Here is a 23,565-nt window from a genome sequence, read left to right as displayed (position 1 = left end):
ATTCACAGGAGTAATTATGGCAAATACTGCCGAAGTAATCAATTTCCCTGTGCCTGTCGTGGCACTACAGGAGCTGCGAGTGGCAGATCTCGACGATGGGTTTACGCGCATCGCCAATGAGCTCCTTGAGGCTGTCATGCATGCAGGTTTGTCGCAGCATCAGCTTTTGGTGTTCATGGCTGTCATGCGCAAAACATACGGCTTCAATAAGAAATCTGACTGGGTCAGTAACGAGCAGATTTCAGAGCTGACCGGCATTCTCCCGCATAAGTGCTCAGCTGCAAAAAGCGCCCTGGTTAAGCGGGGGATATTAACTCAAACCGGTCGTGTTATCGGGATTAATAAAACGGTCAGCGAATGGTCATCTTTACCTGTAAAAGGTACAGAAAAAAAACCTTACCTGAAAAAGGTAAATTTACCTGAATCAGGTAAGAAATGTTTACCCGAATCAGGTAACGGCCATTACCCAAATCAGGTAAACACAAAAGACAAACATACAAAAGACAATAAAGACAATAGTAATAAAACCCCTAAATCCCCCCGGGCGGTTTCGTTCGATGCATCCAGTGTTCAGCTGCCTGACTGGCTGTCCGTAGTCACCTGGTCTTCATGGGTTGAATACCGTCGTGACCTGAAAAAGCCGATCAAGTCTCAGCAGACCGTGACGCAAGCCATCAATCTGCTCGACCGCTGCAGGCTGAACGGATACGCGCCTGAAGAAATCATTAACCGCAGTATTGCGAATGGCTGGCAGGGTCTGTTTGAGCCTGACGGACAGGCGAAGCGCAGCCGAGATGCAGGGCAGGAAGGCCTCCACTGGAACAGCCCGGATGCATGGAGGGATTTCCTGTGAAACCTGAACTCTACCGCGCAATAAACAATCGGGATGGCGAAGCGATGGCGAGCATGGCCGGTGGCAACCCTGAGCATGGCCGGGTTGTGAATTCAGACGCTGAGCGCCTTGTCGATGCGCTGTTCATGCAGCTGAAGCAGATTTTCCCGGCAGCGACGCATACCAACCTCCGGTCAGATGCTGACGAGCGAGTGGCTAAGCAGCAGTGGATAGCGGCGTTTTCGGAAAACGGCATCCGCACCCGCGATCAGTTATCCGCCGGCGTACGCCATGCGAGAGCAAGTGAATCGCCGTTCTGGCCATCGCCGGGCCAGTTCATCAAGTGGTGCAAGGACAGCGGCACAGTCCTTGGTATCAAGCTGGCTGATGTGATGGGTGAATTTCAACGATACAACCGCGAGAAGGGGCTTCACACCGGCGGCGCCGAGCGCTTCCCCTGGTCTCACCCGGTCATGTACTGGATTGTCACCGATACCCGGCGGGCAATGTATCAGCGCCAGCTCAGCGAGGCAGAAACGGAGAAATATGCTGCTAAAAAGCTGGAAGACTGGGCGCTTAAAGTGGCCGCCGGAGAGCAGATACCGTCACCGGTACTGGCGCTGGAGAACAACCAGGAAGTGATCCCCACAAACCACGCCAGCAGGCAGCGCGGTTATCACCCGGAAGGCAAAAGCTTTGGCTGCATGCCAAGTGCCGCATCACTCGGCGCGCTAACCCCGGCTCAGTGGCTGCGGGACGAATACCTGATTGGCAAAGAAAAAGGGCTGATTCAATGAAACGTATATCCGGTACTCAAATCGTCATCAATTTTATCGGCAGCAATCCTGGTTGCACTTTTTCAGAGATACGCACCGGTACAGGACTTGATTCTTCTGTCGTCAACTCAGCCATTTGGGCCACGTTCAACGACGGCCGGGCTTTGCGAGCAGGTGAGCGCAAAGTCTATCGCTACACCCTTGCTGAGCAGACAACCGTAACCGAAAGCACGTCGGCGGATTTTCTGTTTAGCAATCGCCATTGCGGCGCCAACAAGCTGACCAACCTTTTTAACCAGTGCCTGGCGGGAGTAAGAAAATGAACATCGAAACAGTAAACGAGCTCATCGCCTCCCTGGAGAGCGCAGGCGAGCTGTCGATCAGAGAGCAGAAGTTCCTGAAGCTGGCTAAAGCGTACCAGCAGCTGGCTGCGGAGAATGTGGCGCTGAAGACGTTCTGCAAAAACGCTGCATTTGATGCCGACTATGAAGCCGAACTTGGCATGGAAAGGGGCGGGTTTACTGACGCTCTCAACAATATCGAAACCCCCGCCACCGATCGCATCGTAGCCGGGATTAAGGCTGATGGGGTGGAGTGGACTGAGGGAAGTGAGCCCAGCGAGTTTGGGCGCTATTGGGTTCGGTATGAAACCGACATTGGGCCGCAGTATTGCTCGGCGCAATGGATGGAACATAACTTCTGCGCCTCCAGCGATACCAACATCCATAAAATCTGGCTGGCAGACCATTCGCGCTCAATCAACAGACTGAAGGGTGTAACTCATTACACAAAGCTCCCTGCGTCATTAGAAGTCCAGCAACTGCGCGAGGGGGCCGACAAATGAGCAACCGTTTTTACATGCTTTGCACGCGAGAAACTGTGGGGAGCAACGCCTCGTTTCATTGCCATAACGGAAACGGATACAGCTCCAATATCGACCGCGCGCATGTTTATACGCAGGAAGAGGCGCAGAGATGCTGGGACTACGGGAGAGAGATTGACCAGCCGATTTGCGCTGATGCTGTTGATGCCCTGGCTGTATGGCATGTGGATTGCCAGTACATCCCATGCGATAGCGTGGTTGAGCAAGGTTGCAGCGCATACGTTGCGTATAAAAAAGGTGACTGGAACGGGAACGATGTTTACTGGTTACAAAGCGGAGGGTTGCCAACCGATGATTTCAGCAAGGCATTCGTTTTTGTATCCGCCAACACGGATGAGCCAGGCGTTGTGTGGCTGCCCTTCCATATGGCAGATGCAGTAAAGCGCCGCACGTTCAATATCAATGATTTCAACCGCCGAACTATGGTTCAAGGTGCCGGACTGGTGATGCCTGAATGGCTAAAAAAATACAATCGCAGACAGAAGGCAAAAAGTGGAAAGGTTCGCTGGAACTGCCCACATTGTGGCCGCATTACCTGGCAATACAACCCATACGACTTTGATGGATGCAGCAATTATAGCTGCGAAGGATGGCGAGCATGACAACTGATATCACCGAACTGGCGCAGAGAGCCAGAATCAACGCTGAATGTGGTGAGCATCTTTCCCCGGCGGAGACCATGGAGCTGGTAGAGGCGCTGGAGAAGGCGCTGCAGCGCATCGCCGAGCTGGAGTCCCGCAGCGTCACCGTGAAACTGCCAGCAGCATGGTGGGTTAAGCAGGGGGCGCAGTCACTCCTGGCCTACGAAGAACAGATGCTAATCGATGCAGGAATCAAAATTGAAGGAGCCACAAAATGACCAATGCGTTAATTCACATTGAAGCGATCACCATTACTCGCGGTGAAATTATCCGGGTATTTGATGAGGAAGGCGATGAGCGTTTTTCGTTCCCTGCAACTCTTTCTGATGCTGAAGTTAAGGCGATTTTACGCCAGATGAATGCAGCTTATGCGACAGGGTTCGAACGCGGTTCGCACAATCGGGCTCGGTCGATTTGCAATGCTCTGGACCTGAAGCCAGACGCTCTGAGGGATTGATTAAATGACCAGCAAATTAACCAGAGAGTGGTTGCAGGACCGCATCGCCAACATGGAATGTTATGGGGTTGTGGGCGATGAAGCGCTGATATTGCAGGCATACAGAATGGCGCTGGCCGCAATGGACAGCAAGCAGGTGGCGATTAAGCTTCCGCCTAAAATGACGAATGACCGTAAAACTGCGCGTGAATTAAATACAGGCGTGGACGTCTGGAACCGGTGTATTGATGAAGTGGCAAAACTGAACGGCAAAAGCATCCTGTCTGTTCCCCCAGAACTTCATCCGGATACGCAGAAACTGGTGACCGACTTCTGCACTGCCTTGGCTGAAAAGCTGTATAAGGCGCAACTCAAGTACGGACATTCAGATAACTGGTCATATGCAAATTGGGAAATTGAGTGCCAGACAGCTTTCCACGAGCATATCGCTAAAGGTGACCCCCGCGACGTTGCCGCGTACTGTGCATTTATGTGGTATCACGGCTGGAGAACCGAGGTCGAGCGGCGAGAGCAGGTCGTGCCAGATGAGGTCGAGCATGTAGCCGCCGTACTAGAGCTTATCGGTGGTTTTGAGGCTGCTGATATCGATAGCGACACAGTAGATTTACGGTTTGAGATCGACGATGTGGACACTGGCTCTGACGTATCCATTACTGAATATGCCGCACGCGGTTCCGCTATTATCCGTATGCTGGCTGGCAATGCTCCGGTAAATCCAGACAGTTGCATTCTAGAGGCGCTGGAGAACATACAAACCGAGAATGAAGTGGCACGAGACCAGTTAGTCATTCTCCAGCTGACGCTATTAAAGCAGCAGAGAAAGATTGCCGAGCTGGAGTCCCGCACCGTCACCGTGAAGTTTACGCCGATTCCCGTCGAGGAGCTGGGCAATCTTAGCGATGGGAAAAAACATCCTTACATGTTTGGGGCCGGTTATAACAGCGCAGTGATTCACTGTGAAAGCGTTATTCTGCAGGAGTTAGCTGCCAAGGGCATCAAGGTTAGGGTTGAGTAGATGGCTATGACTGAAGGATTCTGCGCGGACCTCTACTGCGACTGTGATGGTTGCCAGTCAGGGAAAATCTACCCGCAGGCGCAGGCTGATTTTATTGGCCGGAATATGACAGACATTTCACAGCAGGCGCGTGAAGCTGGCTGGCGCATCAGCAAAGACCGCCAGCGCTGCTATGCACCGGGCCACAAAATTTCACGGGGAGGCTGAGTAGATGAAAATCAACGTAACTCCCGCCCAGCTTGAGGCCATCAAACAACTTACTGATGATTGTGATTCGATGATTGGCAGCGGAGATAATGAAGTTGATAAGATCTGGTCGCGCCACATAAAACTGATTGACCGAATGCTAGAAAGTAACGGTCACTCCCGTAATTTTAAAGTGGGGGATGAATAGATGGTCAACCTCCAGCTTGCTGTTAACGGTGAGTATTTCGACGCGATGAAGCGAGGCGAGAAAACTGAAGAGTTTCGCCTGGTTAATCCGTATTGGGGCCGTCGCATCTTTGGGCGCGACTATGATCGCCTGATTATTACGCGAGGATACCCCAAAAAGGACGATACCAGCCGCCGCATTGATATCCCGTATGACGGATTCGAAATCAAAACCATCACACACAAACATTTCGGCGACCAGCCTGTGAAGGTATTCGCCATCAAGGTGAATATCGAAGGAGCCAACCAATGACCACAGATGAACTACTGAAACACATTGCCCCGGGCGACTATTACGAAGCGAGCTGCCTGTTGGATGAAAAGTGCCCAACCGCTGAGCGCAGATTTAAACGCCTGACAAAAGGCCTGGCGGAGCTACTGAAGGACGTTCAAAAAGAGTTCCCTGACGCGAATTATTACACCGCCTCCGGTGGTTTTAATTTGTTGCTGGGTAGCGCAAGTGACTGCGGTAGCACCGAGGGCAATCAGCTTATTGCCATTTCTGCCAGTGAATACCTGAGTGTTGGCGACGGAGATTTTTAAATGACCAGCAAATTAACCAGAGCAGAATTGCTCAACATCATCGAGACCGATCACGTTCAATGTGGTGAGGCGTCAGCACTGGCCCGCATGGCGCTGGCCGCAATGGACAGTGAGCCGGTGTGTTTTGTTTCCGAGAGGAATCTTGCCACGTTAACGAAGTACCGAGCAGCGGTAAAGGTAAAAGCTGAGCCGGTGATGGTTAGGCCAGTTGCGCTCTATCGCCACGTGCAGCAGCCGGTAGTGCCGGATGCCGCAGCTGTTTATGCCCAATTGTCAGATCATGAAAAGTGGAGCACAAGCCTTGAGAATGTTAATCACGTTCTTAACGCCTTCCGCGCCGCCATGCTCGCAGCCGCCCCGCAGGAGGTGAAATGATGCCGTACTTCTTCCTGATTTTTCGTCATCAGCAGCCAATCATCGAATATGCAGGTGGTTCCTATGCAGAGCATGGAGCAGTGCAAAGCAGCCGTTAAGGCGATGAAAGTTGCAGATGACAGGAGGGCGTGGAGCGATATTTCACCACACGTAGATAATATTCAATGCGTAGAGGTGAAAGGTGCCTAAATCCCCCGCAGAACGCAAAGCTTCCCGTTGAAATCAAACCCCTCTCCGGAGGGGTTTTTCTCGTATATGCTCATTTTGCTTTTATCCCCATGACGGGCGATAATTACCTCGTCAGTCTGGACAGCTGACAACTTTACCCCGGCGCCAAGTGGGGACACATGGCGCACAAAACCTTACAGCAATCCCTGTCACCGATGGCGAAGGCCACCGGCGATTTTCTGCATTCAGCGTTTAGCCTCCCAGGAGGTGAAGCGTGAACATCCCTCAATGCGGCATAAAGCTGCACAGCGGCAACTTCAGCGCTATAGGCAAGATTCTTCAGGAGCAGCTCTCTGACGGGAAATGCCTGCGCCTGCAGGTCAAAGAGTGGCGCGAAAAACGCAGCCTGAGCCAGAACGCACTTAGTCACATGTGGTACGCGGAAATCAGCGAATACCTGATTAACTCCGGACGTGCCGATGCAACTCCTGAATGGGTTAAACGGAACCTAAAAAAGACCTACCTCGGCTGCGAAGAGGTGACATACACCGACTTCATCACCGGTGAGAAAACCACAACGTGGGAACCCCGGCATACCTCCGATCTTGATACCGGCGAAATGCACATCTTCCTGTGCAAGGTCGAAGCGTGGTGCGCTCAGTTTGGCCTGGCCCTGACTATCCCAAGCGGTTGCGAGTACCAGCAGCTGCGCGATAAGCAGGAGGCCTGATGTCTACTCCACTTTCCCGCATCATCACAAACGAAATATTCCGCGTGCCGGCGCATCGCAAGCGCAAGGTCGAAGTTAAACCGTCTGATATCCCGACACTGAAAGACTACACCGCCCGTCTGGTCGATAAGAAGTGGCTCTGCCTGAGAGCAAGGAGGCAACATGCTTAATCGTACTCAGCGCCGCTGCAAAATCTGTCGGACAAAATTCACCCCAGCATTCGAAAACCATCGTTGGTGCTGCCCTGAGCATGGCGCTGAATTTGCCATGCAGGAACTGGAGAAGAAACGCGAGAAACAGGCCCAGGCAAAAGCGAAGAAAGAGCGCGCAGCCTGGCGCAAACGCAAGGCCGCGGTGAAGCCTCTCCGGCACTGGGAAGATATGACCCAGCGTGTTGTTAACGACTATATCCGTGAGCGTGACCACGATCTGCCGTGCATCAGTTGCGGCACGTTCGAAACGGTTCAGTGGGAGGCCGGCCATTTCAGATCCCGCGGGAAAGCATCTCACCTGCGCTACAACGAGGACAACATTCACAAGCAGTGTCATCACTGCAACGTGCAAATGTCAGGTAACCAGCAGCAGTACCGCATCGCTCTGGTAGAGAAAATCGGCGCTGAGCGCGTCGAGGCGCTCGAAAACAACAACACCCCTCACCGATACACCATCGAAGAACTGGAAGGCATCAGGCGCCATTACAGCGCGCTACGCCGTGCGCTCATAAAACAACGGGAGGCCGCATGAAGATCACCTATAGCGACGAAGGGGCTTACGCCCGCATCTGGCTGACCGGTCCATTTTGGCAACTGGCTAAGGCCAGGCGTATTGCGGATGCAGGTCTGGACGAGTCCCTGGTCAATACCTGGGAGTCTCGCGGCATTACCTTCCAGATCACCCTGTACGGAAAGAGCACGTATATGCTCAGGGCATATAAGGCGATGGCTAAGGCCATGGCGAGGGCATCCAAATGAGCCGTGACGTTATCGAACGCATCCGCGACCGCTGGATAAAGCTTCGCCTTTTACGCAGCAGCGGCACCGTGCTGGTTGACTACCGCATTTTGAAGAATTTCGTTCGCATCTATCAGACCCTGGGAGAGACAGCATGATTAACACTCAATACCTCCAGTATGTTCGCCAGCAGCTGATAGTGGCCACCGCCGATCTGAGCGGCGCGACGAAAGGGCAACTGGTAGCATTTGCTGAGAATGCTCAATTCGCAGCGACGGCGCGCAGCCGGGGAAGGAAGAAAGTAGCCGATCCGGTCACCGGGCGCATGGTAAACCCATCAAACCCGCCAATCCCCGGACAGCAGTCCCGCGCGAAAGGTTCCGCAATCGCCCTCGTTATGCCCGTCGAGTATTCTACGGCCAGCTGGCGCCGCGCGCTGCTGTCGCTGGAAGATCATCAGAAAGCCTGGTTGCTCTGGAACTACAGCGACAATATCCGCTGGGAGCACCAGGAGACGATCACCCGGTGGGCGTGGGAGCAGTTCAGCCAGCAACTGGCCGGCGTGCGCATTGCAAAGAAAACGGTCGAGCGTCTGCGTCAGCTTATCTGGCTGGCGGCTCAGGATGCGAAAGCGGGGCTGGCAGGGCGTGAGCAGTATCAGTACGCGGACCTTGCGGCTATGGTGGGCGTAGAGGTGAAAAACTGGTCCAAGACGTTTACAGCACACTGGGAGGTCATGCTCGCGGTTTTTGGTCAGCTTGATCGTGATGCGTTGCTTTCTTTAACGAAAACACGTTCGGAACAAAAATCGACATTTTCGCAGCAGAGTATTGCAAAAGTAGATTAAATACGTCATATTTGAGTCTACTTTGATATGCTGCCTTAACTTTAAGTGGCGGCATGAAGAATAAAAAGAGCCCTGGCGGAAACGTCGGGGCTTTTGCGTTTCAGGAGGTAGGAAATGTGAATGGGAACGGGTCGACCGCGGCCTAATGGCCATGCTGCAGTAGTGATGCTGCCCCGAGTCGCGTAATGGCGAGCCTATGTGGTGATGGGTAAGGGTTCATAAATAACATAAGCCCCGGTAAAGCAGCGCGATCGCCAGACACGCACCGGTTATAAGCGGCGATGACGCGACAGGTACCCAAGGGCATGGGCGCGGACCACTGCGAGAGTGTGGTTGTGCAATCCGGTCAGGGCTCTTGGGTAGAGACGTGCTGCACGACACGTTAAAGCCCATGCGCGAGAGCCCTGAACAGATTGCTGGTTTAGCTCTGCAGGTAGAGCGCCTTCCTTGTAAGCAGGATGTCGGCGGTTCGATTCCGTCAATCAGCACCAGACCCAGCCAGGGTATCTTCGGCCCAAAGAGCCGACATTGTTCGACCCTCGTTATCTTTTGCCAGCCTTAGTGCTGGCTTTTCTATTTCAGGCTCACGGGAATCATCCTCGACGCGTGTTGTTGTTAATCCAGCCCGTGAAGCCTGACCCCTTCCATAAACACAGCACCCCGAACCCTAATCGGAGGTGAGAGATGCAACGTATGAACCCAACTGACGGTCACAACCTGCCTTACTGGTGGTCAGGGTTGCTTGGTTTATTTTCAATCCTGAGTCTGCAGGATTATGTCTTTATCATTGGTGCCCTGATATCGGCCTTCTTCACGATCAAGACGTATTACGCAAAGCGCAAGGAAGAGCGCGAGCGGCTTGATGAAGAAAAAAAACGAACTCAACTGCTGGCAAGTTACCTGGCTGATGTTTCCACAAAGCCAGGTAGTGACCGTCCGGCATCTGCTGAGGTTGTTACTGAAGCACTGAAACGCATAGCAAGCGATGCTCAGGGGTAGTAATGGCGATAACGACGAGAGCGAAACTCAGTGCGGCCATGCTGGCCCTGATTGCGGCGGGCGCATCAGCACCAACGCTGATGGATCAGTTCCTGAATGAGAAAGAGGGTAACAGCATGACGGCTTACCGTGATGGTTCTGGCGTCTGGACGATATGCCGGGGAGCAACCCGGGTTGATGGCAAGCCTGTAACGCAGGGCATGAAGTTAACGCAGGCCAAGTGCGATCAGGTTAACGCCATTGAGCGCGACAAGGCGCTGGCTTGGGTAGACCGGAATATCAAGGTTCCTCTGACGGCACCGCAAAAGGTCGGTATCGCGTCATTCTGTCCGTACAACATTGGACCTGCCAAGTGCTTCCCCTCAACGTTCTACAAACGAATTAATGCCGGTGACCGAAAAGGTGCGTGCGAAGCGATCCGTTGGTGGATTAAAGACGGTGGTCGCGATTGCCGCCTGACCAAAGGCCAGAAGAACGGTTGCTACGGACAGGTTGATCGCCGGGATCAGGAAAGTGCTTTAACGTGCTGGGGGATAGACCAGTGAAAATATCTTCCGTCGTGATTCTGGTGTTGGCCGAGCTTCTGATTTCGGCGCTGATTATCTTTCTTCTCCTTCATGAGGTGGGGAAAGAGAAACAACGCGCGGATGGTGCAGAAGAGCAGGTGAATAGCGCTCAGACCATCACTGCAAACGTCCTGACCACCATGACCATCTTCAACTCCATCGCAGAGGCCAATCAGCATGCAAAAGAGCAGATCGCACTGGACGCATCGGGAGCCTCGGCTGACATCCGGGTTGCTGTTGCGAATGATGATTGTACTAATCGCCCTGTGCCTGCTGGCGCAGTTAAGCGGCTGCAACAATTCGCGAACGGTCTACGTCAAAGTGCCGGTGGTGTCGTTACCGGCCAGCCTGACAGCTGAGACCCCTCAACCGGCGATCCCCGACAATCTGACCTGGGGCCAAAGCCTGGATTTAAACGTCAGCCTGCTATCAGCGCTCGGGCAATGCAACCGGGATAAGGCTGATATCAGGCAGGCTGACTCTAAGCGTCAATAGCAGGACTACATCCGCACGCAGTGCCAGAAGTAGGGCATTACAGAGCCACTTCCAGAGGTGGCTCGATAATGTCACAGCGAGGTAAGCCATATGCGCACCACTGGAATCCTAATGGCGGAAATTACGCTTCGCCCATACATGAAGCCGCTGCTCATCCTTTCAGTGCTTTTGCGCTGGAGCTGGCTCACTAAGAAATGCATCCGGATTAGCCCTGTAATTGGCAATCAGGTGTAATTATAAAGTTCTGCAAATGGTGTCTGAAAAGCGCCATTGACAGAGTTTTATATAAGTTTGTTGATGCATCTGTGTCGAAATTACCGAGCAAGTATCTTCGGTTGCCAGAGGATTATTCTGCATGACTGAAAATGACAATCGCAGACCATACCCTCCCGTCAACTTCACTGGCGAAAACTGGCTGCCGTATACCCGGCTGATCCCTGCTGCCGAAATCGGCGAATGGGTAAATCAGAACATCCTCTCCGAAGAGGGCCAAATCCATAACCCTGACCATGCGCACTTGGTCGACGCTGATGTGGCGTTCATGTGGGCTTCTGGCTCATTCGCCAAAAGCGGCCGCATTGTGCTTGGTCAGTGTGAGCAGGTAATGATGCGCGCTGGAGGCTGGCAGAAATCCCGCATGGAGCAGCAGATGCATGAATGGTTCGGTCGCATACCGAAGTTCATCATCACCCTGGCTGCCGACTATTGCGAGCAATGCAACGATCTGGAGTTCTGCGCACTGGTAGAGCATGAGCTTTACCACATAGCCCAGGCTACCGATGACTATGGCGCGCCGAAGTTCAACAAAGAGACCGGGATGCCGGTGCTTAAACTTCGCGGCCATGACGTCGAGGAATTCGTTGGAGTGGTCCGGCGTTACGGCGCGAGCAAAGACGTGCAGGAAATGGTTGATGCGGCGAACAGGCCGGCGGAGGTTGCTCATATTGATGTTGCCAGAGCATGCGGGACGTGCATGCTGAGGCTGGCTTAATAACTGGACTGTACTGGACGGATGGTGAAACATGGCTGCACTAAAACCAGAGGTGAAAGCCGCCATCGTTCAAATGCTTGCGTGCTATGACACCCCCTCTCAGGTGGTCGAGGCTGTCCAGAAAGATTTCGGTATCACCATCACCCGTCAGCAGGTTGAAACTCACGATCCGACAAAGGTCAGCGGTAAGACGCTGGCGAAAAAATGGGTCGACATGTTCAATGCCACGCGCGACCGCTTCCTCAATGAAATCTCCGACATCCCGATCGCCAATAAAGCTTATCGCCTGCGCGTCCTGCAGCGAATGTCGACGACTGCCGAGAACATGAAGAACTACGGCATGACCGCACAACTGCTTGAGCAAGCCGCTAAGGATGTTGGCGACGTCTACACGAACAAGCAGAAAGTAGAGCAAAGCGTGGTTGCGACTCATAACGTTATGCCGGTCCCGTCCTGCGATAACGTTGATGACTGGGAAAAGGCGGCACAAAAACAGCAGGGCGAGGTATTGGGTGGATGAATTACAAAGCAGTATGGAAGCCTCTACCTGGCTCGCAATCGCTCTCACTTAGCTGTCCATGTAATGAGATCCTCTACGAGGGAACGCGCGGCCCCGGAAAAACAGCGGCGCAGTTGGCTCGCTTTCGCCGGCTGGTAGGTCTGGGCTATGGCTCATTCTGGCGTGGGGTGATTTTCGATACCGAGTATAAAAACCTCACCGACATCATCACGCAGTCGAAGCGTATGTATCGCCTGTTCAACGACGGGGCACGCTATCTCGCGTCTGCGTCAGAGCTGCGCTGGGTATGGCCTACGGGCGAAGAGCTGCTCTTCCGCTTCGGGAAAGAAGAGAGCGACTACTGGGACTATCACGGGCAGGAATTCCCGTTCATCGGGTTCAACGAACTGACAAAGCAACAATCAGCCGAGTTCTACGAAATGATGTTCTCCTGCAGGCGCTCATCGTTCAGGCCTGAGAATTATCCGCTTGCTAACGGCTCTCTGCTTAGGCCGATCCCGCTTGAAACGTTTAGCACGACTAATCCCTTTGGCATCGGCCATACGTGGGTGAAGAAACGCTTCATTGAGCCTGCGCCGCGCGGAACCGTCATTCGCGAAACGCAAAAGGTGTTTAACCCGCAGACTGAGCGTGAAGAGGACGTGACGCTTACACGCGTTGCTATCCACGGTTCGTTCAAAGAGAACCCGTATCTTGATCCGCAGTACATCGCGACCCTGATGGCTATCAAAGACCCGAACCGGCGTAAAGCGTGGGTAGAAGGTTCATGGGACGTCACCAGCGGCGGCCGTTTCGACCATCTGTGGAATGAATCGCTGCACGTAATAAAGCCGTTTCGCATACCGGATAGCTGGACCGTTGACCGGTCCCATGACTGGGGCGAGTCAAAGCCGTTCTCCAACCTGTGGTGGGCGCAAGCAGATGGCACCGTCGCCGAGCTGCCTGATGGCCGCCAGTTCTGCCCGCCGGCCGGCTCGCTGATCTTGATTGGTGAGTGGTACGGCTGCCCGCCGGATGAGCTGAACAAGGGCCTGAATATGTCGTCCACGAACGTCGCTAAAGGCGTGGCGTGGATAGACAAGCGGTTAGTGGGCGAAGACGTCGACGAACCGGAAGAGATTCAACTCGACGGGGTTACGCAGGGCCAGTTGCACATTATGCCTGGCATCTGCAGCGAGGTTATTCCTGGGCCGGCTGACGGCTCGATATTCAACACCGGGGATAACGAGTTATCGATCGCTCAGAAGATGGAGAGTCAAGGCGTTGAATGGCTTGCAGCCGACAAAAAGCCCGGTTCTCGCATCAATGGCGCGTCGATATTCGCTGACATGCTGGAAGCTGTAATCGAAGGTAAGAGGTTGGAAGCAGGCGTGCCTGAGAAGCCAGCCTTCTACGTTTTCGACTACTGCCGAGGCTGGATTAGCCGTATCCCTGTGCTTGTCCGCGACGATAAAAACCCTGACGACGTAGACACCCAGCAGGAAGATCATGACTGGGATGGCACACGTTACCGCGTACTGCACTCACCTCGCAAAACTGGCGCAATCTTCTTCACATAAGGACAACTCAGTGAGTAACACTACAGAAATGCAAGTCCTCGCTGGGCTCATTGTGAACAGCCTTAACGAGGTTGGCCGTGCGCGCCAGCTATATGCATCAGGGATCGGTAAATCCGGTAACACGAAGCGTCACCACCTGTGGTGCGAATTCGGCTACCCAGAGCGACTCGACTTTGACCACTTCTACAACATGTATGAGCGTAACGGCGCAGCGTTCGGCGCGGTGCATAAGCTGCTCGATGCATGCTGGACAGATACCCCGGTAATCGTCGACGGCGATGAGACGAAGAAGTCCAAGAAGTCGACGCCGTGGGAAAAGAAAGTCACCAAACTCATGAAGAAGCATTGGGCGAAAGTGAAGGATGCGGATCGGCGAAATCTTGTCGGTCACTATTCAGCGCTCATTCTTCAGTTTGCGGACAGTAAGGAGTGGTGGGAGCCAGTTGATCGCAGCGTGATGCGAAATTCTCGCGAGCGTGGCCTGGTCAAGATGATCCCCGCATGGGAAGCGCAGGTTAAACCTGGTGAGCTTGAGCAGGACCAAAAGTCGCCAGACTACGGCATGCCGAAGTTCTACTATTTCCAGGAGCAGCAGGTCGGCGATAACGGAAACATTTCCGGTCCGATGCGGTCGATTAAGATCCACCCTGAGCGCATCATCATGTTTTGCGAGGGGTCAGAAGACGAGACTTCGCTGGCGGGCATTCCTTTCCTGCGAGCTGGTTACAACGACCTGCTCGATATGGCAAAGACCTCCGGTGGTAGCGCAGAGGGCTTTCTGAAGAATGCCAGCAGGCAGCTCGGCATCAACATGTCGAAGGAGACAAACCTCAAGACCATCGTCGATGAGGCGAAGAAAGCCGGATATGCAGGGCTGGCTGAGGCGCTCAATGCCGCTATCCAGAAACTTAACTCAGGCACAGACTCCGCTCTGGTTACGCAGGATGGCGAGGCTAAGGTGCTTTCTGTGGCCGCTGCTGACCCGAGTCCTACCTGGACAGTCTCGGCGAACCAATTCTCTTCATCTGTGCAGATACCGTTCACCATCACTTTTGGTCAACAGACCGGACGATTGGCCTCTGACCAGGATAAAAATGACTTTGCCAAACGCTGCAACGGTCGCCGGTCAGGATTCCAGACTGGACGTGTAACCGCTGTAATTGAACGCCTGTGGACTGTTGAGGTAATCGAGCCACCTAAGTCAGGTGAAATTACCCTGACTTGGTCTGATCTTCTTGCGCCAAGCGAGAAAGAGAAGATTGCCAACATGAAAGAAATGGCGGCAGTGGCTAGGGATACGCAGCAAGCCTATGGTACGCCAGCTGTTGATGAGAACGAGGTGCGAGAGGTCGGTGAGCTTGAACCGCGCAAAGAGGTCACTCCGCCCAACCCCGACGACAAGGTGACAACCGATGATCCTCTTTCCGATGACCCAGGAGCAAAAGAGTAAAGTCGGCACGCCGATAATCCCGCGCAGCAAAGTCGACCCAACGCAATCAGCCAGGCCAGTCAGCAAGATGTTTCAGGATATCGAAGGTCGGTATCTGGATATCAAGCGTCGTTTGAAAGTGCTGTTTGACCAGAGGCTTACTGGCCAGCAGCGGGAAGTTAACGGCGAGCGGTCATGGCTGCTGTGCAATAACGAAGGTGCTGAGCCGTCGCTGTACCAGGTTAACGCCGGCACCTACATTTACGACATGACAGCGGCGCAGTTAGCCGACCTTCTCCAGATCGTGCAAACGATTCTGGACGATGCTCTGCTGGACGGTGGCAGCCAGAACCTCTGGGCGCTGGATTATGTCGCTGCAGAGTATGAACGAGGAACGCAGCAGGCCTACACCAACTTATCGGTGCAGTCGCCGGTCTATGCCAGCCAGACTACGCTGCAGCAACTACTGTCCAGTCCGGCGTATCAGAACCAGATCGCCAGCGCCTACATCAGCACATACAGCGACTGGAAGGGGATAAGCGACACCGCTCGTGCCGATCTTGCCAACGTCATTGCCGACGCGATAGGCCGGGGCATTAACCCCCGAGAAACAGCCAGCATCGTCAGCAAGCGCCTTGATGTCTCGATGTCGCGGGCGAAAAACATCGCCCAGACTGAGCAGGTCGGCGCGCTGCGCCAGGCTCAATGGAACGAAACGGACTGGGCTGCTGACAGGCTGGGACTGAAGACCGGCCTGCTATGGCTGTCAGCGCTCAAGCCTACTACCAGGTGGTGGCATGCAGCCGAACACGGAAAGGTCAAAACGACTGAGTGGGTCAGAGAATTTTATTCTCGCGATGGCAACAAATATCACTGCTATTGCGGCCAGATTCCGGTGCTGCTCAATGACGACGGCAGCATATTCAACAAAGGGCTGGCCGAGAAGTTGGCGGCGGAACGCAAACAATGGCCCAAGGCAGCATAGAGGGAAATTGCATGATAAATAAGGCACCAGACTTAGATAACGGCTTAAGGCTGTTTGAGAAAAACGGCAGTATCGGTGTTTGCACAATGGACGGCAGGCCGATTAACGGCCTCATTTCGGTTATCGCGCACTCCGAATGTGGGGAAATTACCCGCGCCACGATTGAGGTGGAAGTCTTCAACGAAGAAAAGAGTCGCGCTATCCATACCGCCAACCGGCATAGCCACAAGAAAATTTCATAACGAGGACCCAGCATGAAACGCAACCGCGTTAACGTGCTGACCGTCGTCAACTCCGCTTCAAACATCACCACTGAAACCATCGACGGCAAGCCACATATCGTGGTTCGCGGCATCACGCCTGTCGTGGACGATATTGTGATGAACCGGAAGTTGTACCCGGCAGCAGAAATCGAAAAGGCCTACAACACGCTTGAGCGTAACCCGATGCCGCTGGGCCACCCGAAGGTTGACGGCAAGCATGTGTCTGCTCGCGATGTCCGGGCGGTGAATGAATATCACGTAGGCGCTTGGCTGCAGAACGTCAGCCACGAAGGTGGGAAGGTGACGGGTGATATGTACGTTAACCGCCAGTACGCCGAGTCAAGCGAGAAGGGCAAGCGCCTGATAAACCGCCTTGATGAGATGATCGCCGGTACCAACTCAGAACCCATCCATATATCTACCGGACTCCTGTATTCCGGCATTGCCGCTAATGGCGAGTCAAAGGGCAAGAAGTACAACGAGATCGCCACCAACATGATGTTTGACCATGTGGCGGTGCTGCTCGATGAGCCTGGCGCCGGAACTCCGGAAGAAGGCGTGGGCATCTTCGTCAACTCAGAAGGTCATGAGCAGCAGATCGAAGTTGCTCGCCTTGCTGATGGTATCGACTGCACCCGCGAAGGTCTGCTCAACAAGACCAAATTCTTCTTCACCAACGCCTCCAACTTCTCTTTTGACGACATTTCACACGCTATCAGCGACAAGCTGCGTGAGGGTGACACAGAAGATAAGTGGCTATGGCCAGAAACGGTGTGGCCAGACAGCTTCATCTACCGCGATGAAGCCAAGTATTTCAAACAGAAGTACCTCATCGATGACGACGGCAAAGCCGTGTTTGTCGGCGAACCTGTAGAAGTCGTGCGCAAACCCATTGAGTACGAGATTAAAACCAACGGAGAGAACGATCCGATGAAAGAACTGATTATCAATGCGCTGCAAGCCGCGGGTAAGCCGACTGAAGGCAAGTCCGATGCCGAACTGATGGACGCTTACAACCAGCTAGCGGCAGAGAAGGCGGCAGCCAAGAAAGATGGCGGCGACGAAATCGATCCCGCCACCGGCAAGCCTAAGAAAAAAGAGCAGGCCAGCAACAGCGAAGAAGCGCCGGCATGGTTTAAGCCATTTGCTGATGATTTGGCAGCCGTTAAGTCAGGCCTTGCCGTGAACGCTGACAAAGAGAAAGGCGAAAAACGCGCTGCCGTAAAAGCGAAATTCGGGCTGGATGACCTGGCGGTGAATGCGCTTGACGGCGCCGCCCTTGATGGCCTGTTTGCTCAGTGCCAGACCTCTACCGGCCTGAATGGTGCATTCCGTCCGGTCAACAACAACGATTCTTTCAGCGAAATGCCGGAGTAAAAAATGGCTAAAGACGGGAAACACGTAATTCACGCGGGCGGGATTTTCCCCAACCCGCAACTTAATCGTGAAGGTTCTGCGGCCGCAGCGTTTCTGCCGGGTACCGTTATCTTTTTCAGTGCAGCCAAGCCTACACCGTCTGTTGATGGCGCTGAAGACGCGATTCTTTACGTTGCTAACTACGACTATTTGCGCTGCAAAACGGTTGACGATGCCTATGCGATCGGTGACTGGGTGGTAAACATCCAGCCAACGCCGGGCGTTTTCCTCAACGTTCGCGCTGCCGCTGGTACCTACACCAAGGGCCAGCCGGTTTCTGTGGCCAATGGCCAAATTAAAGTACTGGCAGAGGGTGAAACCATCTTTGCCTATGTCGAAGAAGACAAGTCCCTGACCGCCACAGCAGGCGATCTGGTTCGCGTCGTGTTCAAGTAAGGAGAGACTGAATGTTTGTATTTTCCACCCGACGCGCGACTGAGACGGGCAACCTCGAAGCGAACCAGGCGCAGTTCAATGAGCTGCAACTGGCGCGCAATATGAGTGCTCAGGCCGTTGCTGATTTCGTATCCCGCACCCGCTGGCGTGGTGATGCGGCAAACACTCCGGCACTGGACGCGACGAACGCTGTCGACGATATCCGCCGCCTGTATCGCGCTTATGATCAGACTGTGCTGGCTGAATTCGAACCAAATACTGAATTCACTCTGCTTAACGACCTGATCCCGTTGTCCCGCTCTGTCCGTCTTGAAGAGTCCGTGTACGAGTATGCTCGCACCGGTGGCCGCGGCTGGGCGCATACCTCCATGTCCGGCCAGATTGGTGCGGCGCTTGATGCGCGCGCGTACACCTTCGACGGTACGATGGTTCCGATCCACGACTCTGGCTTCAAATTCCAGTGGCGTGACCCTATTTTCAACAAAGGATCCTCTCTGGCTTCTCTGGCCGACGCTCAGCGCGGCTCTGTTGATGATGTTCGTCGTCAGTACGTGGATTACGTCTTCAACGGTTTCCGTGACTCTGCTGGCAACTATATCGCTTTTGATGGCAAGACCTGGAAGGGGGTAAAAGCCGATGAGCGGGTGCAGATTGTCGATCTCAGTGCTTCCGGCCTAAATATCGACTTCACCAGCTCAAGCGCAACGGCTGAGCAAATCCGCAATGCATCCATTGCTCTGCGCGACGTGATGAAGCTGACCAACCTGCAGTATGCACAGCAGAACTGGTATGTTTCAGGCGAGATCACCTCAAATCTGGAACGCTACTTCAGCGACAACTACCAGTCTGACACCATCCTGCAGGAGCTGCTGAAGCTTTCTGGCATTGCAGCCATCAAAGAAGATGCGCAGTTGTCTGGTAACCAGATCCTGATTGTTCCGCTTACCGCCGGCGTTATCGCTCCGATTGTCGGCCAGGCGGTCGGCACCGTTGCTGACCCTCGCCAGTTCTATAACAGTGACTACGTCTGGCGCACCTGGGGTGCGATGGGCTTGATGGTTAAGACCGACATCAACAATCGCAAATCTGTTATTTACGCGCACAGCTAAGGGGTAACTATGGCACTGGTAAAAGTGGTTCGCGATAACCTGCTTTCCGGTGCCAATCTCCAGAAGCTGGAGGTTGGTGCTCAGGTTTCGGTAAGCGGTGATGTCGCTAAGCGTTGGGTAGCTGCTGGTCTGGTTGAAATCATTAGTGATGACGAGCAGACGCTGGAAGTGGCTACACCGGGCAATGATGCTGCAGAGCAGGCAGAGCAGGCAGAGCAGGCAGAGCAGGCAGAGCAGGCAGAGCAGCAGGAAGAATCTGCCAGCAAATCGAAGAAGGCGAAATAACCATGGCTGACCCAATCACAGCGGCAGACGTGCAGGCGTTCCTCGGTGAATTGGGTTACTCCATCCCGGCCGCTCTGCTCGATCCGATTCTCTGCGTGGTGAACAAGATTATCCCGTGCCTCGATGGTGCGGGATACGACGAATGCACGGCAAAGCTCATCCTGATGTATGCCGCTGCGCTCATGGCGACGTCATCCGGTGCCAGGCGAATAAAATCGCAGGGGGCGCCATCAGGAGCGTCGCGCTCGTTCGATTATGGAGACGATGGCATCACCTGGCTGCGCGACTCGCTGGCGAAACTGGATACCAGCGGCTGCACCGGTGAGTTGCCAATCAGCGCCGGCAACAGTGTGGGCCTGTTTATGGTGGTCGGGGGCTGCTAATGGCGTGGGTTTCAGTTCAGCAACGACTGCCGCGGACATTTACCCGGGTGTGGGTGATTACCGATACCGGTGAGCAAACGACAGCGTACGTGAAAAGCGACGGCGAGTGGTACATCAACTGCGACCGCATACGCGCCACAGGCGCTGTTGTGCTGCGATGGAGGGATGCCTGATGTCCTCAGTAGCTAATTGGTCATACACCGCGACGGCGACAATCTGGCGGCGCATACGCGATGCTGACGGTAGTGATACCGACGGCGGAGGTCAGCCGTACGGGTGGGAAGCGCCGATCGCTATCCTCTGCGACTACCAGGGTGGCCTCTCTGCAAAAATCGGTGACCTCGGCCGGGAGATCGTGGTTAAAAACACGATATGGACCGAGTACGCAACGGCGCGGGAGGGAGATTACATCCTGATTGGCGCTTCGACCGATGCTGCACCGCCGGATGAGGCAGATGAGATTCGGCAGATCGTCCAGTTTGCAGATACGTTCGAGCGACTGGCGGACGATTTCGCACTGATTACGGGAGTCTGATTATGGGCGCTAAAGTTCGCGGCATCCGCCAGGCCAAGGCCAACCTCGATCGCATCATCAAAGACGTCCAGGGGCGTAAAGTCGTGCGGGCAATCCAGTCTGCGATGCTTATCGGCAGCGCGCAGGCAGCACTTTACACCCCGATCGATACGTCGACGCTCATCAACAGCCAGTTCCGCGAAATCATGGCTAACGGCACCAGGGTAACCGGGCGCGTTGGTTACTCCGCCAACTATGCGGTGTATGTCCACGACCCGGCAGTGAAGCAGAACTTCCGGCGAGCTACTGCCCGCAAGGAGTTCTTAACGAAGGGCTTCGAAGATACCCGCAGCCAGATTGACGCGGTGGTGAAGAAGGAGCTTTCGCTATGACACCCCCCATGTATATGCGCCTCAAAGACCTCTTTGTGGCTGAGGGGCTTACCGCGGGGTTTAAGGTCCAGTGGCGGCAATGGCGCGACACCGGGAAAGATACCGATCAGTTCATCGTATTCCGGCCTTCAGGCGGCACCGATATCACCTTTGACCTTGGCGGCGACTGGTATGTGATGGTTGATGTGATCTCCTCGAAGGCCAATCCAGATGCTGCTGACGCCGCGGTAAACGCCATTGTCGAGTATATCAGCGCGCAAGCCGGCGCCGATGATTGCGTTGGCGCGCTGCGGCTTGTCGGCAATGTCCCGGCGCCGATCCCTACCGAAGAAGGCCGGTTGGTAACCCGGCTACTCGTCTCCTGCACATACGGCGAATAATCGTCAGAATCACCCATCAGGCTGCCATATGGCGGCCTTTTTTAATTGAGAGGCATACATGCAAGGCTGCGCTAATGACACCGGCAAGCTGATTGGTAAGGTGGCCGTGCTCCGCATGGCTTTTGGCTGTGCTGATACGGTCCCTGCGCTTTCCGAATGGAAGCGACTCGGCGCCATGACCACCAAGGGCTTCGACTACTCCATGAATACCGTCACCTCTGAGGCTGACGATACGAAGGGGCTGGTTGAGAATCTGGTCAACAATATGGACTTTACCATCTCAGGAGAAGGTGAGTTCCGCAAAAAAGACAAGACGACTGAAGTTGGCGCTATTGCCATCTCGAAATATATTTTCGATGAGGTACAGGCCGGCCGTCAGCCGACAGTCTGGGTCCGCTTCGACTTCACTGGTGAAGACGCTGGCACTTATATCATGGGCTACTTCAACACCACCTCCTGGTCTGGTGATTTCGGCACCTCGGATATTTCCACCTTCTCCGGAGAGTGGAAAGTAGCTGATGCAGACACCGTGGTATTTGAGGTCGCCCCGTCGGCGCTGGCGTTCACCACCAACCTGCCGACGACCAAGAGCGTGACGGCCGGATCGGCTCTGACTATGTCTGTAGTGGTTGAGGGTGGTGCAGCGCCTTACACCTACGTCTGGAAGAAAGACGGCACGGTTGTCAGCGGGCAAACAACGGCGACCTTCAACAAGGCCAGCGCTGCTTCTGGTGATGCCGGGATTTATACCTGTGAAGTCACCGACTCTTCCGCGACACCAGTCAAGATCACGTCTGCATCCTGTGCGGTCACTATCAGTTAACCGCCAGGCCATTTCGTGAATAGTACAAAGGGCGTTCTGCGCCCTTGATACTGTTTATGGAGCGACTATGACCCCGATTAAAGAATTAGGCGAATGCGTTATCGGTACCGGTGACCGGGAATTCTTTTTCCGGCCGTCGTTTCGAAACATGGCACGCATTGGAGAGCCGGAGGAAATTGTCCAGGCGTTCTATGACCTGTGCAATGACGAGGCGACGCCATTCGCGCAGCGCGCAGCCGAGGCTTATATTCGCGATGAGTACAGCCGCCTTCCTGATTGCGTCCTGCGGTTTATGCAAAGCGGGCTCCTGTCACGCAAAGCGATCATGGCGGCTCACACGGTACTGACAGCCTGCTGTGACGACGATATCGGCGATCTGGTTGGCTGGATGAAACCGGGGAAATCACGTAAGCGTGGCTTTGTCTGGCGCCCGGGCAGCATGCCGCCGGAAAGCATGGTCATCGTCGCGCAAAACCTGATGATGCACGGCATCATCGGCAAAGCGAAGGTGCGCAAGCTGCAGCGTTATGAAACGAACGAGACAACCGCAGAATTCCGCGCCGCCGACTACATCATGGCGGCCCGCAACCATTTCGGCATAAGCCGGGAAGAGGCTGAGAACCTCACGATGACAGAGTTCGCCATGATGATTAACGCCAAATACCCCAATCAGAACGGCTTCACGCGCGAAGAGTACGACACGGTCATGGACGAAGACGAGCGCCGCTGGCAGACGATGATGGAAAGACAGGCAAATAATCAAGCAAGAAATTAGCAATTCGTGCTATTGAAAAATTTTTTTTCATTCATCCAGGTTCACCATAGTTAATCACATCTCATCATATTTAATGATAGATAACTTAGCGTAAATGGATGAAATTTATGACCTATTTACATGAGCGACGGCAGGCGCTTTAATGGCTCCAGCAGCCGCTCTTTAACAATTAGTTGGGGATTTTACTTTTCTTCATCCAGGTATCCCATACGCCTACCAAGTATTGCTGCAAGTCTTCTTGCGTGCTCTTCACCTTCGCGCAGGATTTCTGCTGTGAACGGATCTTTTTTCGCAAGAGCGTTTAAGAATACTTCTTTTTCTTCAGGCGTAGAGGTTGCATTAAAAGCAGCCTGAGTTGAGTCGAAGTCAACCAGATCGCTTTCAGAAATAGCCTTATTGGTATCAAGCGCTTCTTGAAGTATCTGAACGATCTCTGAGTTCATTGACCTGCCGTTGGCCTTGGCGCGTTCAGCTATTGCTTCACGCATTCCTGAGGGCAGCCTTACGTTAAACCTGTCCATTTCTTGGCTAGGGAATCTGCTCATAAGTCCTCAAATTTGCAATTTTGACGACAAACAATAGCACCAACTTGACATCGTTTTAAATGGTGATAAATTGGTTGTAGAACCAAGTTGA

The 23,565-nt window shown here is 53.9% G+C and carries 40 protein-coding genes, 1 tRNA gene and 1 pseudogene; 41 read left to right on the top strand and 1 reads right to left on the bottom strand.

Annotation, left to right across the window (positions count from 1 at the left end; all coding sequences use genetic code 11):
* Positions 1 to 16: 16 nt before the first annotated feature.
* The 41 genes and pseudogenes from ABLU96_RS27025 to ABLU96_RS26825 all read left to right on the top strand — a co-directional run bounded on the left by ABLU96_RS27025 (position 17) and on the right by ABLU96_RS26825 (position 22,929).
* The gene (locus ABLU96_RS27025; RefSeq protein WP_348863027.1) at positions 17 to 853 is read left to right on the top strand and encodes a replication protein; all 837 of its coding nucleotides are present in this window, start codon (positions 17 to 19) and stop codon (positions 851 to 853) included.
* Positions 835 to 1,629 carry a replication protein P gene (locus ABLU96_RS27020; protein ID WP_348863025.1) on the top strand — a complete coding sequence of 265 codons (795 nt, stop codon included), beginning with the start codon at positions 835 to 837 and terminating at the stop codon, positions 1,627 to 1,629. The genes ABLU96_RS27025 and ABLU96_RS27020 overlap by 19 nt, the downstream gene beginning before the upstream one ends.
* Positions 1,626 to 1,931, top strand: a complete 306-nt coding sequence (locus ABLU96_RS27015; RefSeq protein WP_233933168.1) for a helix-turn-helix domain-containing protein — start codon at positions 1,626 to 1,628, stop codon at positions 1,929 to 1,931. Before ABLU96_RS27020 ends, ABLU96_RS27015 begins: the two co-directional genes overlap by 4 nt.
* Positions 1,928 to 2,203: pseudogene (locus ABLU96_RS27010) on the top strand (hypothetical protein); the annotation flags it as partial. The gene ABLU96_RS27015 and the pseudogene ABLU96_RS27010, both read left to right, overlap by 4 nt.
* A 245-nt stretch (positions 2,204 to 2,448) precedes the next feature.
* Positions 2,449 to 3,093: a hypothetical protein gene (locus tag ABLU96_RS27005; protein WP_004177090.1), complete on the top strand. Its 645-nt coding sequence runs from the start codon at positions 2,449 to 2,451 to the stop codon at positions 3,091 to 3,093.
* Positions 3,090 to 3,350, top strand: a complete 261-nt coding sequence (locus tag ABLU96_RS27000; RefSeq protein WP_348863023.1) for a hypothetical protein — start codon at positions 3,090 to 3,092, stop codon at positions 3,348 to 3,350. Before ABLU96_RS27005 ends, ABLU96_RS27000 begins: the two co-directional genes overlap by 4 nt.
* A complete protein-coding gene (locus tag ABLU96_RS26995; protein WP_348863021.1) occupies positions 3,347 to 3,589 on the top strand; it encodes a hypothetical protein in 243 nt (80 codons plus the stop codon). The genes ABLU96_RS27000 and ABLU96_RS26995 overlap by 4 nt, the downstream gene beginning before the upstream one ends.
* Positions 3,590 to 3,593: 4 nt before the next feature.
* On the top strand, positions 3,594 to 4,604 hold the full coding sequence (locus ABLU96_RS26990) for a hypothetical protein (RefSeq protein WP_348863019.1): 1,011 nt from the start codon (positions 3,594 to 3,596) through the stop codon (positions 4,602 to 4,604).
* A complete protein-coding gene (locus ABLU96_RS26985; RefSeq protein ID WP_348863017.1) occupies positions 4,605 to 4,811 on the top strand; it encodes a hypothetical protein in 207 nt (68 codons plus the stop codon).
* A 4-nt stretch (positions 4,812 to 4,815) separates the two neighbouring features.
* The gene (locus ABLU96_RS26980) at positions 4,816 to 4,998 is read left to right on the top strand and encodes a hypothetical protein (RefSeq protein ID WP_348863016.1); all 183 of its coding nucleotides are present in this window, start codon (positions 4,816 to 4,818) and stop codon (positions 4,996 to 4,998) included.
* Complete coding sequence (locus ABLU96_RS26975) at positions 4,999 to 5,289, top strand: ASCH domain-containing protein (RefSeq protein WP_348863015.1); 291 nt, start codon at positions 4,999 to 5,001, stop codon at positions 5,287 to 5,289.
* The gene (locus ABLU96_RS26970; RefSeq protein ID WP_348863013.1) at positions 5,286 to 5,579 is read left to right on the top strand and encodes a hypothetical protein; all 294 of its coding nucleotides are present in this window, start codon (positions 5,286 to 5,288) and stop codon (positions 5,577 to 5,579) included. Before ABLU96_RS26975 ends, ABLU96_RS26970 begins: the two co-directional genes overlap by 4 nt.
* Complete coding sequence (locus ABLU96_RS26965; RefSeq protein ID WP_348863012.1) at positions 5,580 to 5,954, top strand: hypothetical protein; 375 nt, start codon at positions 5,580 to 5,582, stop codon at positions 5,952 to 5,954.
* Positions 5,955 to 6,396: 442 nt separating this feature from the next.
* The gene (locus tag ABLU96_RS26960) at positions 6,397 to 6,852 is read left to right on the top strand and encodes a YbcN family protein (protein WP_348863010.1); all 456 of its coding nucleotides are present in this window, start codon (positions 6,397 to 6,399) and stop codon (positions 6,850 to 6,852) included.
* Entirely contained in the window at positions 6,852 to 7,022 is a 171-nt protein-coding gene (locus ABLU96_RS26955; protein ID WP_348863008.1) for a NinE family protein, read from the top strand. Before ABLU96_RS26960 ends, ABLU96_RS26955 begins: the two co-directional genes overlap by 1 nt.
* Positions 7,015 to 7,596, top strand: a complete 582-nt coding sequence (locus ABLU96_RS26950; RefSeq protein WP_348863007.1) for a recombination protein NinG — start codon at positions 7,015 to 7,017, stop codon at positions 7,594 to 7,596. Before ABLU96_RS26955 ends, ABLU96_RS26950 begins: the two co-directional genes overlap by 8 nt.
* On the top strand, positions 7,593 to 7,823 hold the full coding sequence (locus ABLU96_RS26945; RefSeq protein WP_348863005.1) for a hypothetical protein: 231 nt from the start codon (positions 7,593 to 7,595) through the stop codon (positions 7,821 to 7,823). The genes ABLU96_RS26950 and ABLU96_RS26945 overlap by 4 nt, the downstream gene beginning before the upstream one ends.
* Positions 7,820 to 7,960: a YlcG family protein gene (locus ABLU96_RS26940; RefSeq protein ID WP_032693618.1), complete on the top strand. Its 141-nt coding sequence runs from the start codon at positions 7,820 to 7,822 to the stop codon at positions 7,958 to 7,960. The genes ABLU96_RS26945 and ABLU96_RS26940 overlap by 4 nt, the downstream gene beginning before the upstream one ends.
* Positions 7,960 to 8,649, top strand: a complete 690-nt coding sequence (locus ABLU96_RS26935; RefSeq protein ID WP_348863101.1) for a bacteriophage antitermination protein Q — start codon at positions 7,960 to 7,962, stop codon at positions 8,647 to 8,649. The genes ABLU96_RS26940 and ABLU96_RS26935 overlap by 1 nt, the downstream gene beginning before the upstream one ends.
* 415 nt (positions 8,650 to 9,064) lie before the next feature.
* Positions 9,065 to 9,140 (top strand) — tRNA-Thr (locus tag ABLU96_RS26930).
* A 193-nt stretch (positions 9,141 to 9,333) separates the two neighbouring features.
* Positions 9,334 to 9,648, top strand: coding sequence for a hypothetical protein (locus tag ABLU96_RS26925; RefSeq protein ID WP_326007858.1), 315 nt, complete (start codon positions 9,334 to 9,336; stop codon positions 9,646 to 9,648).
* A gap of 2 nt (positions 9,649 to 9,650) precedes the next feature.
* Positions 9,651 to 10,193: a lysozyme gene (locus ABLU96_RS26920; RefSeq protein WP_348863003.1), complete on the top strand. Its 543-nt coding sequence runs from the start codon at positions 9,651 to 9,653 to the stop codon at positions 10,191 to 10,193.
* 26 nt (positions 10,194 to 10,219) lie between these two features.
* On the top strand, positions 10,220 to 10,573 hold the full coding sequence (locus ABLU96_RS26915; protein ID WP_348863099.1) for a DUF2570 domain-containing protein: 354 nt from the start codon (positions 10,220 to 10,222) through the stop codon (positions 10,571 to 10,573).
* Positions 10,458 to 10,709 (top strand): Rz1 lytic protein, encoded by a 252-nt coding sequence (locus tag ABLU96_RS26910; protein ID WP_125041303.1) that lies wholly within the window; start codon positions 10,458 to 10,460, stop codon positions 10,707 to 10,709. Before ABLU96_RS26915 ends, ABLU96_RS26910 begins: the two co-directional genes overlap by 116 nt.
* Positions 10,710 to 11,064: 355 nt before the next feature.
* On the top strand, positions 11,065 to 11,700 hold the full coding sequence (locus tag ABLU96_RS26905) for a putative metallopeptidase (RefSeq protein WP_348863000.1): 636 nt from the start codon (positions 11,065 to 11,067) through the stop codon (positions 11,698 to 11,700).
* Between the two features lie 31 nt (positions 11,701 to 11,731).
* Positions 11,732 to 12,220: a DUF2280 domain-containing protein gene (locus ABLU96_RS26900; protein WP_348862998.1), complete on the top strand. Its 489-nt coding sequence runs from the start codon at positions 11,732 to 11,734 to the stop codon at positions 12,218 to 12,220.
* A complete protein-coding gene (locus ABLU96_RS26895; RefSeq protein WP_348862997.1) occupies positions 12,217 to 13,779 on the top strand; it encodes a terminase in 1,563 nt (520 codons plus the stop codon). The genes ABLU96_RS26900 and ABLU96_RS26895 overlap by 4 nt, the downstream gene beginning before the upstream one ends.
* Before the next feature lie 28 nt (positions 13,780 to 13,807).
* A complete protein-coding gene (locus tag ABLU96_RS26890; RefSeq protein ID WP_237186528.1) occupies positions 13,808 to 15,229 on the top strand; it encodes a phage portal protein in 1,422 nt (473 codons plus the stop codon).
* The gene (locus tag ABLU96_RS26885) at positions 15,192 to 16,193 is read left to right on the top strand and encodes a phage minor head protein (RefSeq protein WP_237186508.1); all 1,002 of its coding nucleotides are present in this window, start codon (positions 15,192 to 15,194) and stop codon (positions 16,191 to 16,193) included. The genes ABLU96_RS26890 and ABLU96_RS26885 overlap by 38 nt, the downstream gene beginning before the upstream one ends.
* Positions 16,194 to 16,204: 11 nt before the next feature.
* Positions 16,205 to 16,435 carry a hypothetical protein gene (locus tag ABLU96_RS26880; RefSeq protein ID WP_113771097.1) on the top strand — a complete coding sequence of 77 codons (231 nt, stop codon included), beginning with the start codon at positions 16,205 to 16,207 and terminating at the stop codon, positions 16,433 to 16,435.
* 12 nt (positions 16,436 to 16,447) lie between these two features.
* A complete protein-coding gene (locus ABLU96_RS26875) occupies positions 16,448 to 17,833 on the top strand; it encodes a DUF2213 domain-containing protein (RefSeq protein ID WP_208384574.1) in 1,386 nt (461 codons plus the stop codon).
* 3 nt (positions 17,834 to 17,836) lie between these two features.
* Positions 17,837 to 18,268: a hypothetical protein gene (locus ABLU96_RS26870; RefSeq protein WP_348862995.1), complete on the top strand. Its 432-nt coding sequence runs from the start codon at positions 17,837 to 17,839 to the stop codon at positions 18,266 to 18,268.
* A gap of 11 nt (positions 18,269 to 18,279) precedes the next feature.
* Complete coding sequence (locus ABLU96_RS26865; protein WP_348862993.1) at positions 18,280 to 19,377, top strand: major capsid protein; 1,098 nt, start codon at positions 18,280 to 18,282, stop codon at positions 19,375 to 19,377.
* Positions 19,378 to 19,386: 9 nt separating this feature from the next.
* The gene (locus tag ABLU96_RS26860) at positions 19,387 to 19,662 is read left to right on the top strand and encodes a hypothetical protein (protein ID WP_065890250.1); all 276 of its coding nucleotides are present in this window, start codon (positions 19,387 to 19,389) and stop codon (positions 19,660 to 19,662) included.
* Between the two features lie 2 nt (positions 19,663 to 19,664).
* The gene (locus ABLU96_RS26855) at positions 19,665 to 20,045 is read left to right on the top strand and encodes a hypothetical protein (protein WP_058842811.1); all 381 of its coding nucleotides are present in this window, start codon (positions 19,665 to 19,667) and stop codon (positions 20,043 to 20,045) included.
* Complete coding sequence (locus ABLU96_RS26850; protein WP_203259111.1) at positions 20,045 to 20,218, top strand: 50S ribosomal protein L13; 174 nt, start codon at positions 20,045 to 20,047, stop codon at positions 20,216 to 20,218. Before ABLU96_RS26855 ends, ABLU96_RS26850 begins: the two co-directional genes overlap by 1 nt.
* Complete coding sequence (locus tag ABLU96_RS26845; RefSeq protein WP_023301678.1) at positions 20,218 to 20,580, top strand: hypothetical protein; 363 nt, start codon at positions 20,218 to 20,220, stop codon at positions 20,578 to 20,580. Before ABLU96_RS26850 ends, ABLU96_RS26845 begins: the two co-directional genes overlap by 1 nt.
* A gap of 2 nt (positions 20,581 to 20,582) precedes the next feature.
* Positions 20,583 to 20,951, top strand: a complete 369-nt coding sequence (locus ABLU96_RS26840) for a hypothetical protein (protein WP_032431569.1) — start codon at positions 20,583 to 20,585, stop codon at positions 20,949 to 20,951.
* A complete protein-coding gene (locus ABLU96_RS26835; RefSeq protein ID WP_099728903.1) occupies positions 20,948 to 21,331 on the top strand; it encodes a hypothetical protein in 384 nt (127 codons plus the stop codon). The genes ABLU96_RS26840 and ABLU96_RS26835 overlap by 4 nt, the downstream gene beginning before the upstream one ends.
* Positions 21,332 to 21,389: 58 nt before the next feature.
* Positions 21,390 to 22,154, top strand: a complete 765-nt coding sequence (locus ABLU96_RS26830; protein WP_348862989.1) for an immunoglobulin domain-containing protein — start codon at positions 21,390 to 21,392, stop codon at positions 22,152 to 22,154.
* A 67-nt stretch (positions 22,155 to 22,221) separates the two neighbouring features.
* Complete coding sequence (locus tag ABLU96_RS26825) at positions 22,222 to 22,929, top strand: DUF6246 family protein (RefSeq protein WP_348862988.1); 708 nt, start codon at positions 22,222 to 22,224, stop codon at positions 22,927 to 22,929.
* A gap of 182 nt (positions 22,930 to 23,111) precedes the next feature.
* Here the strand turns inward: ABLU96_RS26825 and ABLU96_RS26820 are convergent, their stop codons facing one another.
* Positions 23,112 to 23,474: an Arc family DNA-binding protein gene (locus ABLU96_RS26820; RefSeq protein WP_348862986.1), complete on the bottom strand. Its 363-nt coding sequence runs from the start codon at positions 23,472 to 23,474 to the stop codon at positions 23,112 to 23,114.
* Positions 23,475 to 23,565 lie beyond the last annotated feature (91 nt).

Origin of the sequence: Klebsiella sp. CN_Kp106, from assembly GCF_040064575.1 — a bacterium.
GTDB classification, from domain to species: Bacteria; Pseudomonadota; Gammaproteobacteria; order Enterobacterales; family Enterobacteriaceae; genus Klebsiella; species Klebsiella michiganensis.
Note: the sequence above shows the minus strand (reverse complement) of the source record. Positions and strands in the feature narration are given on the sequence as shown.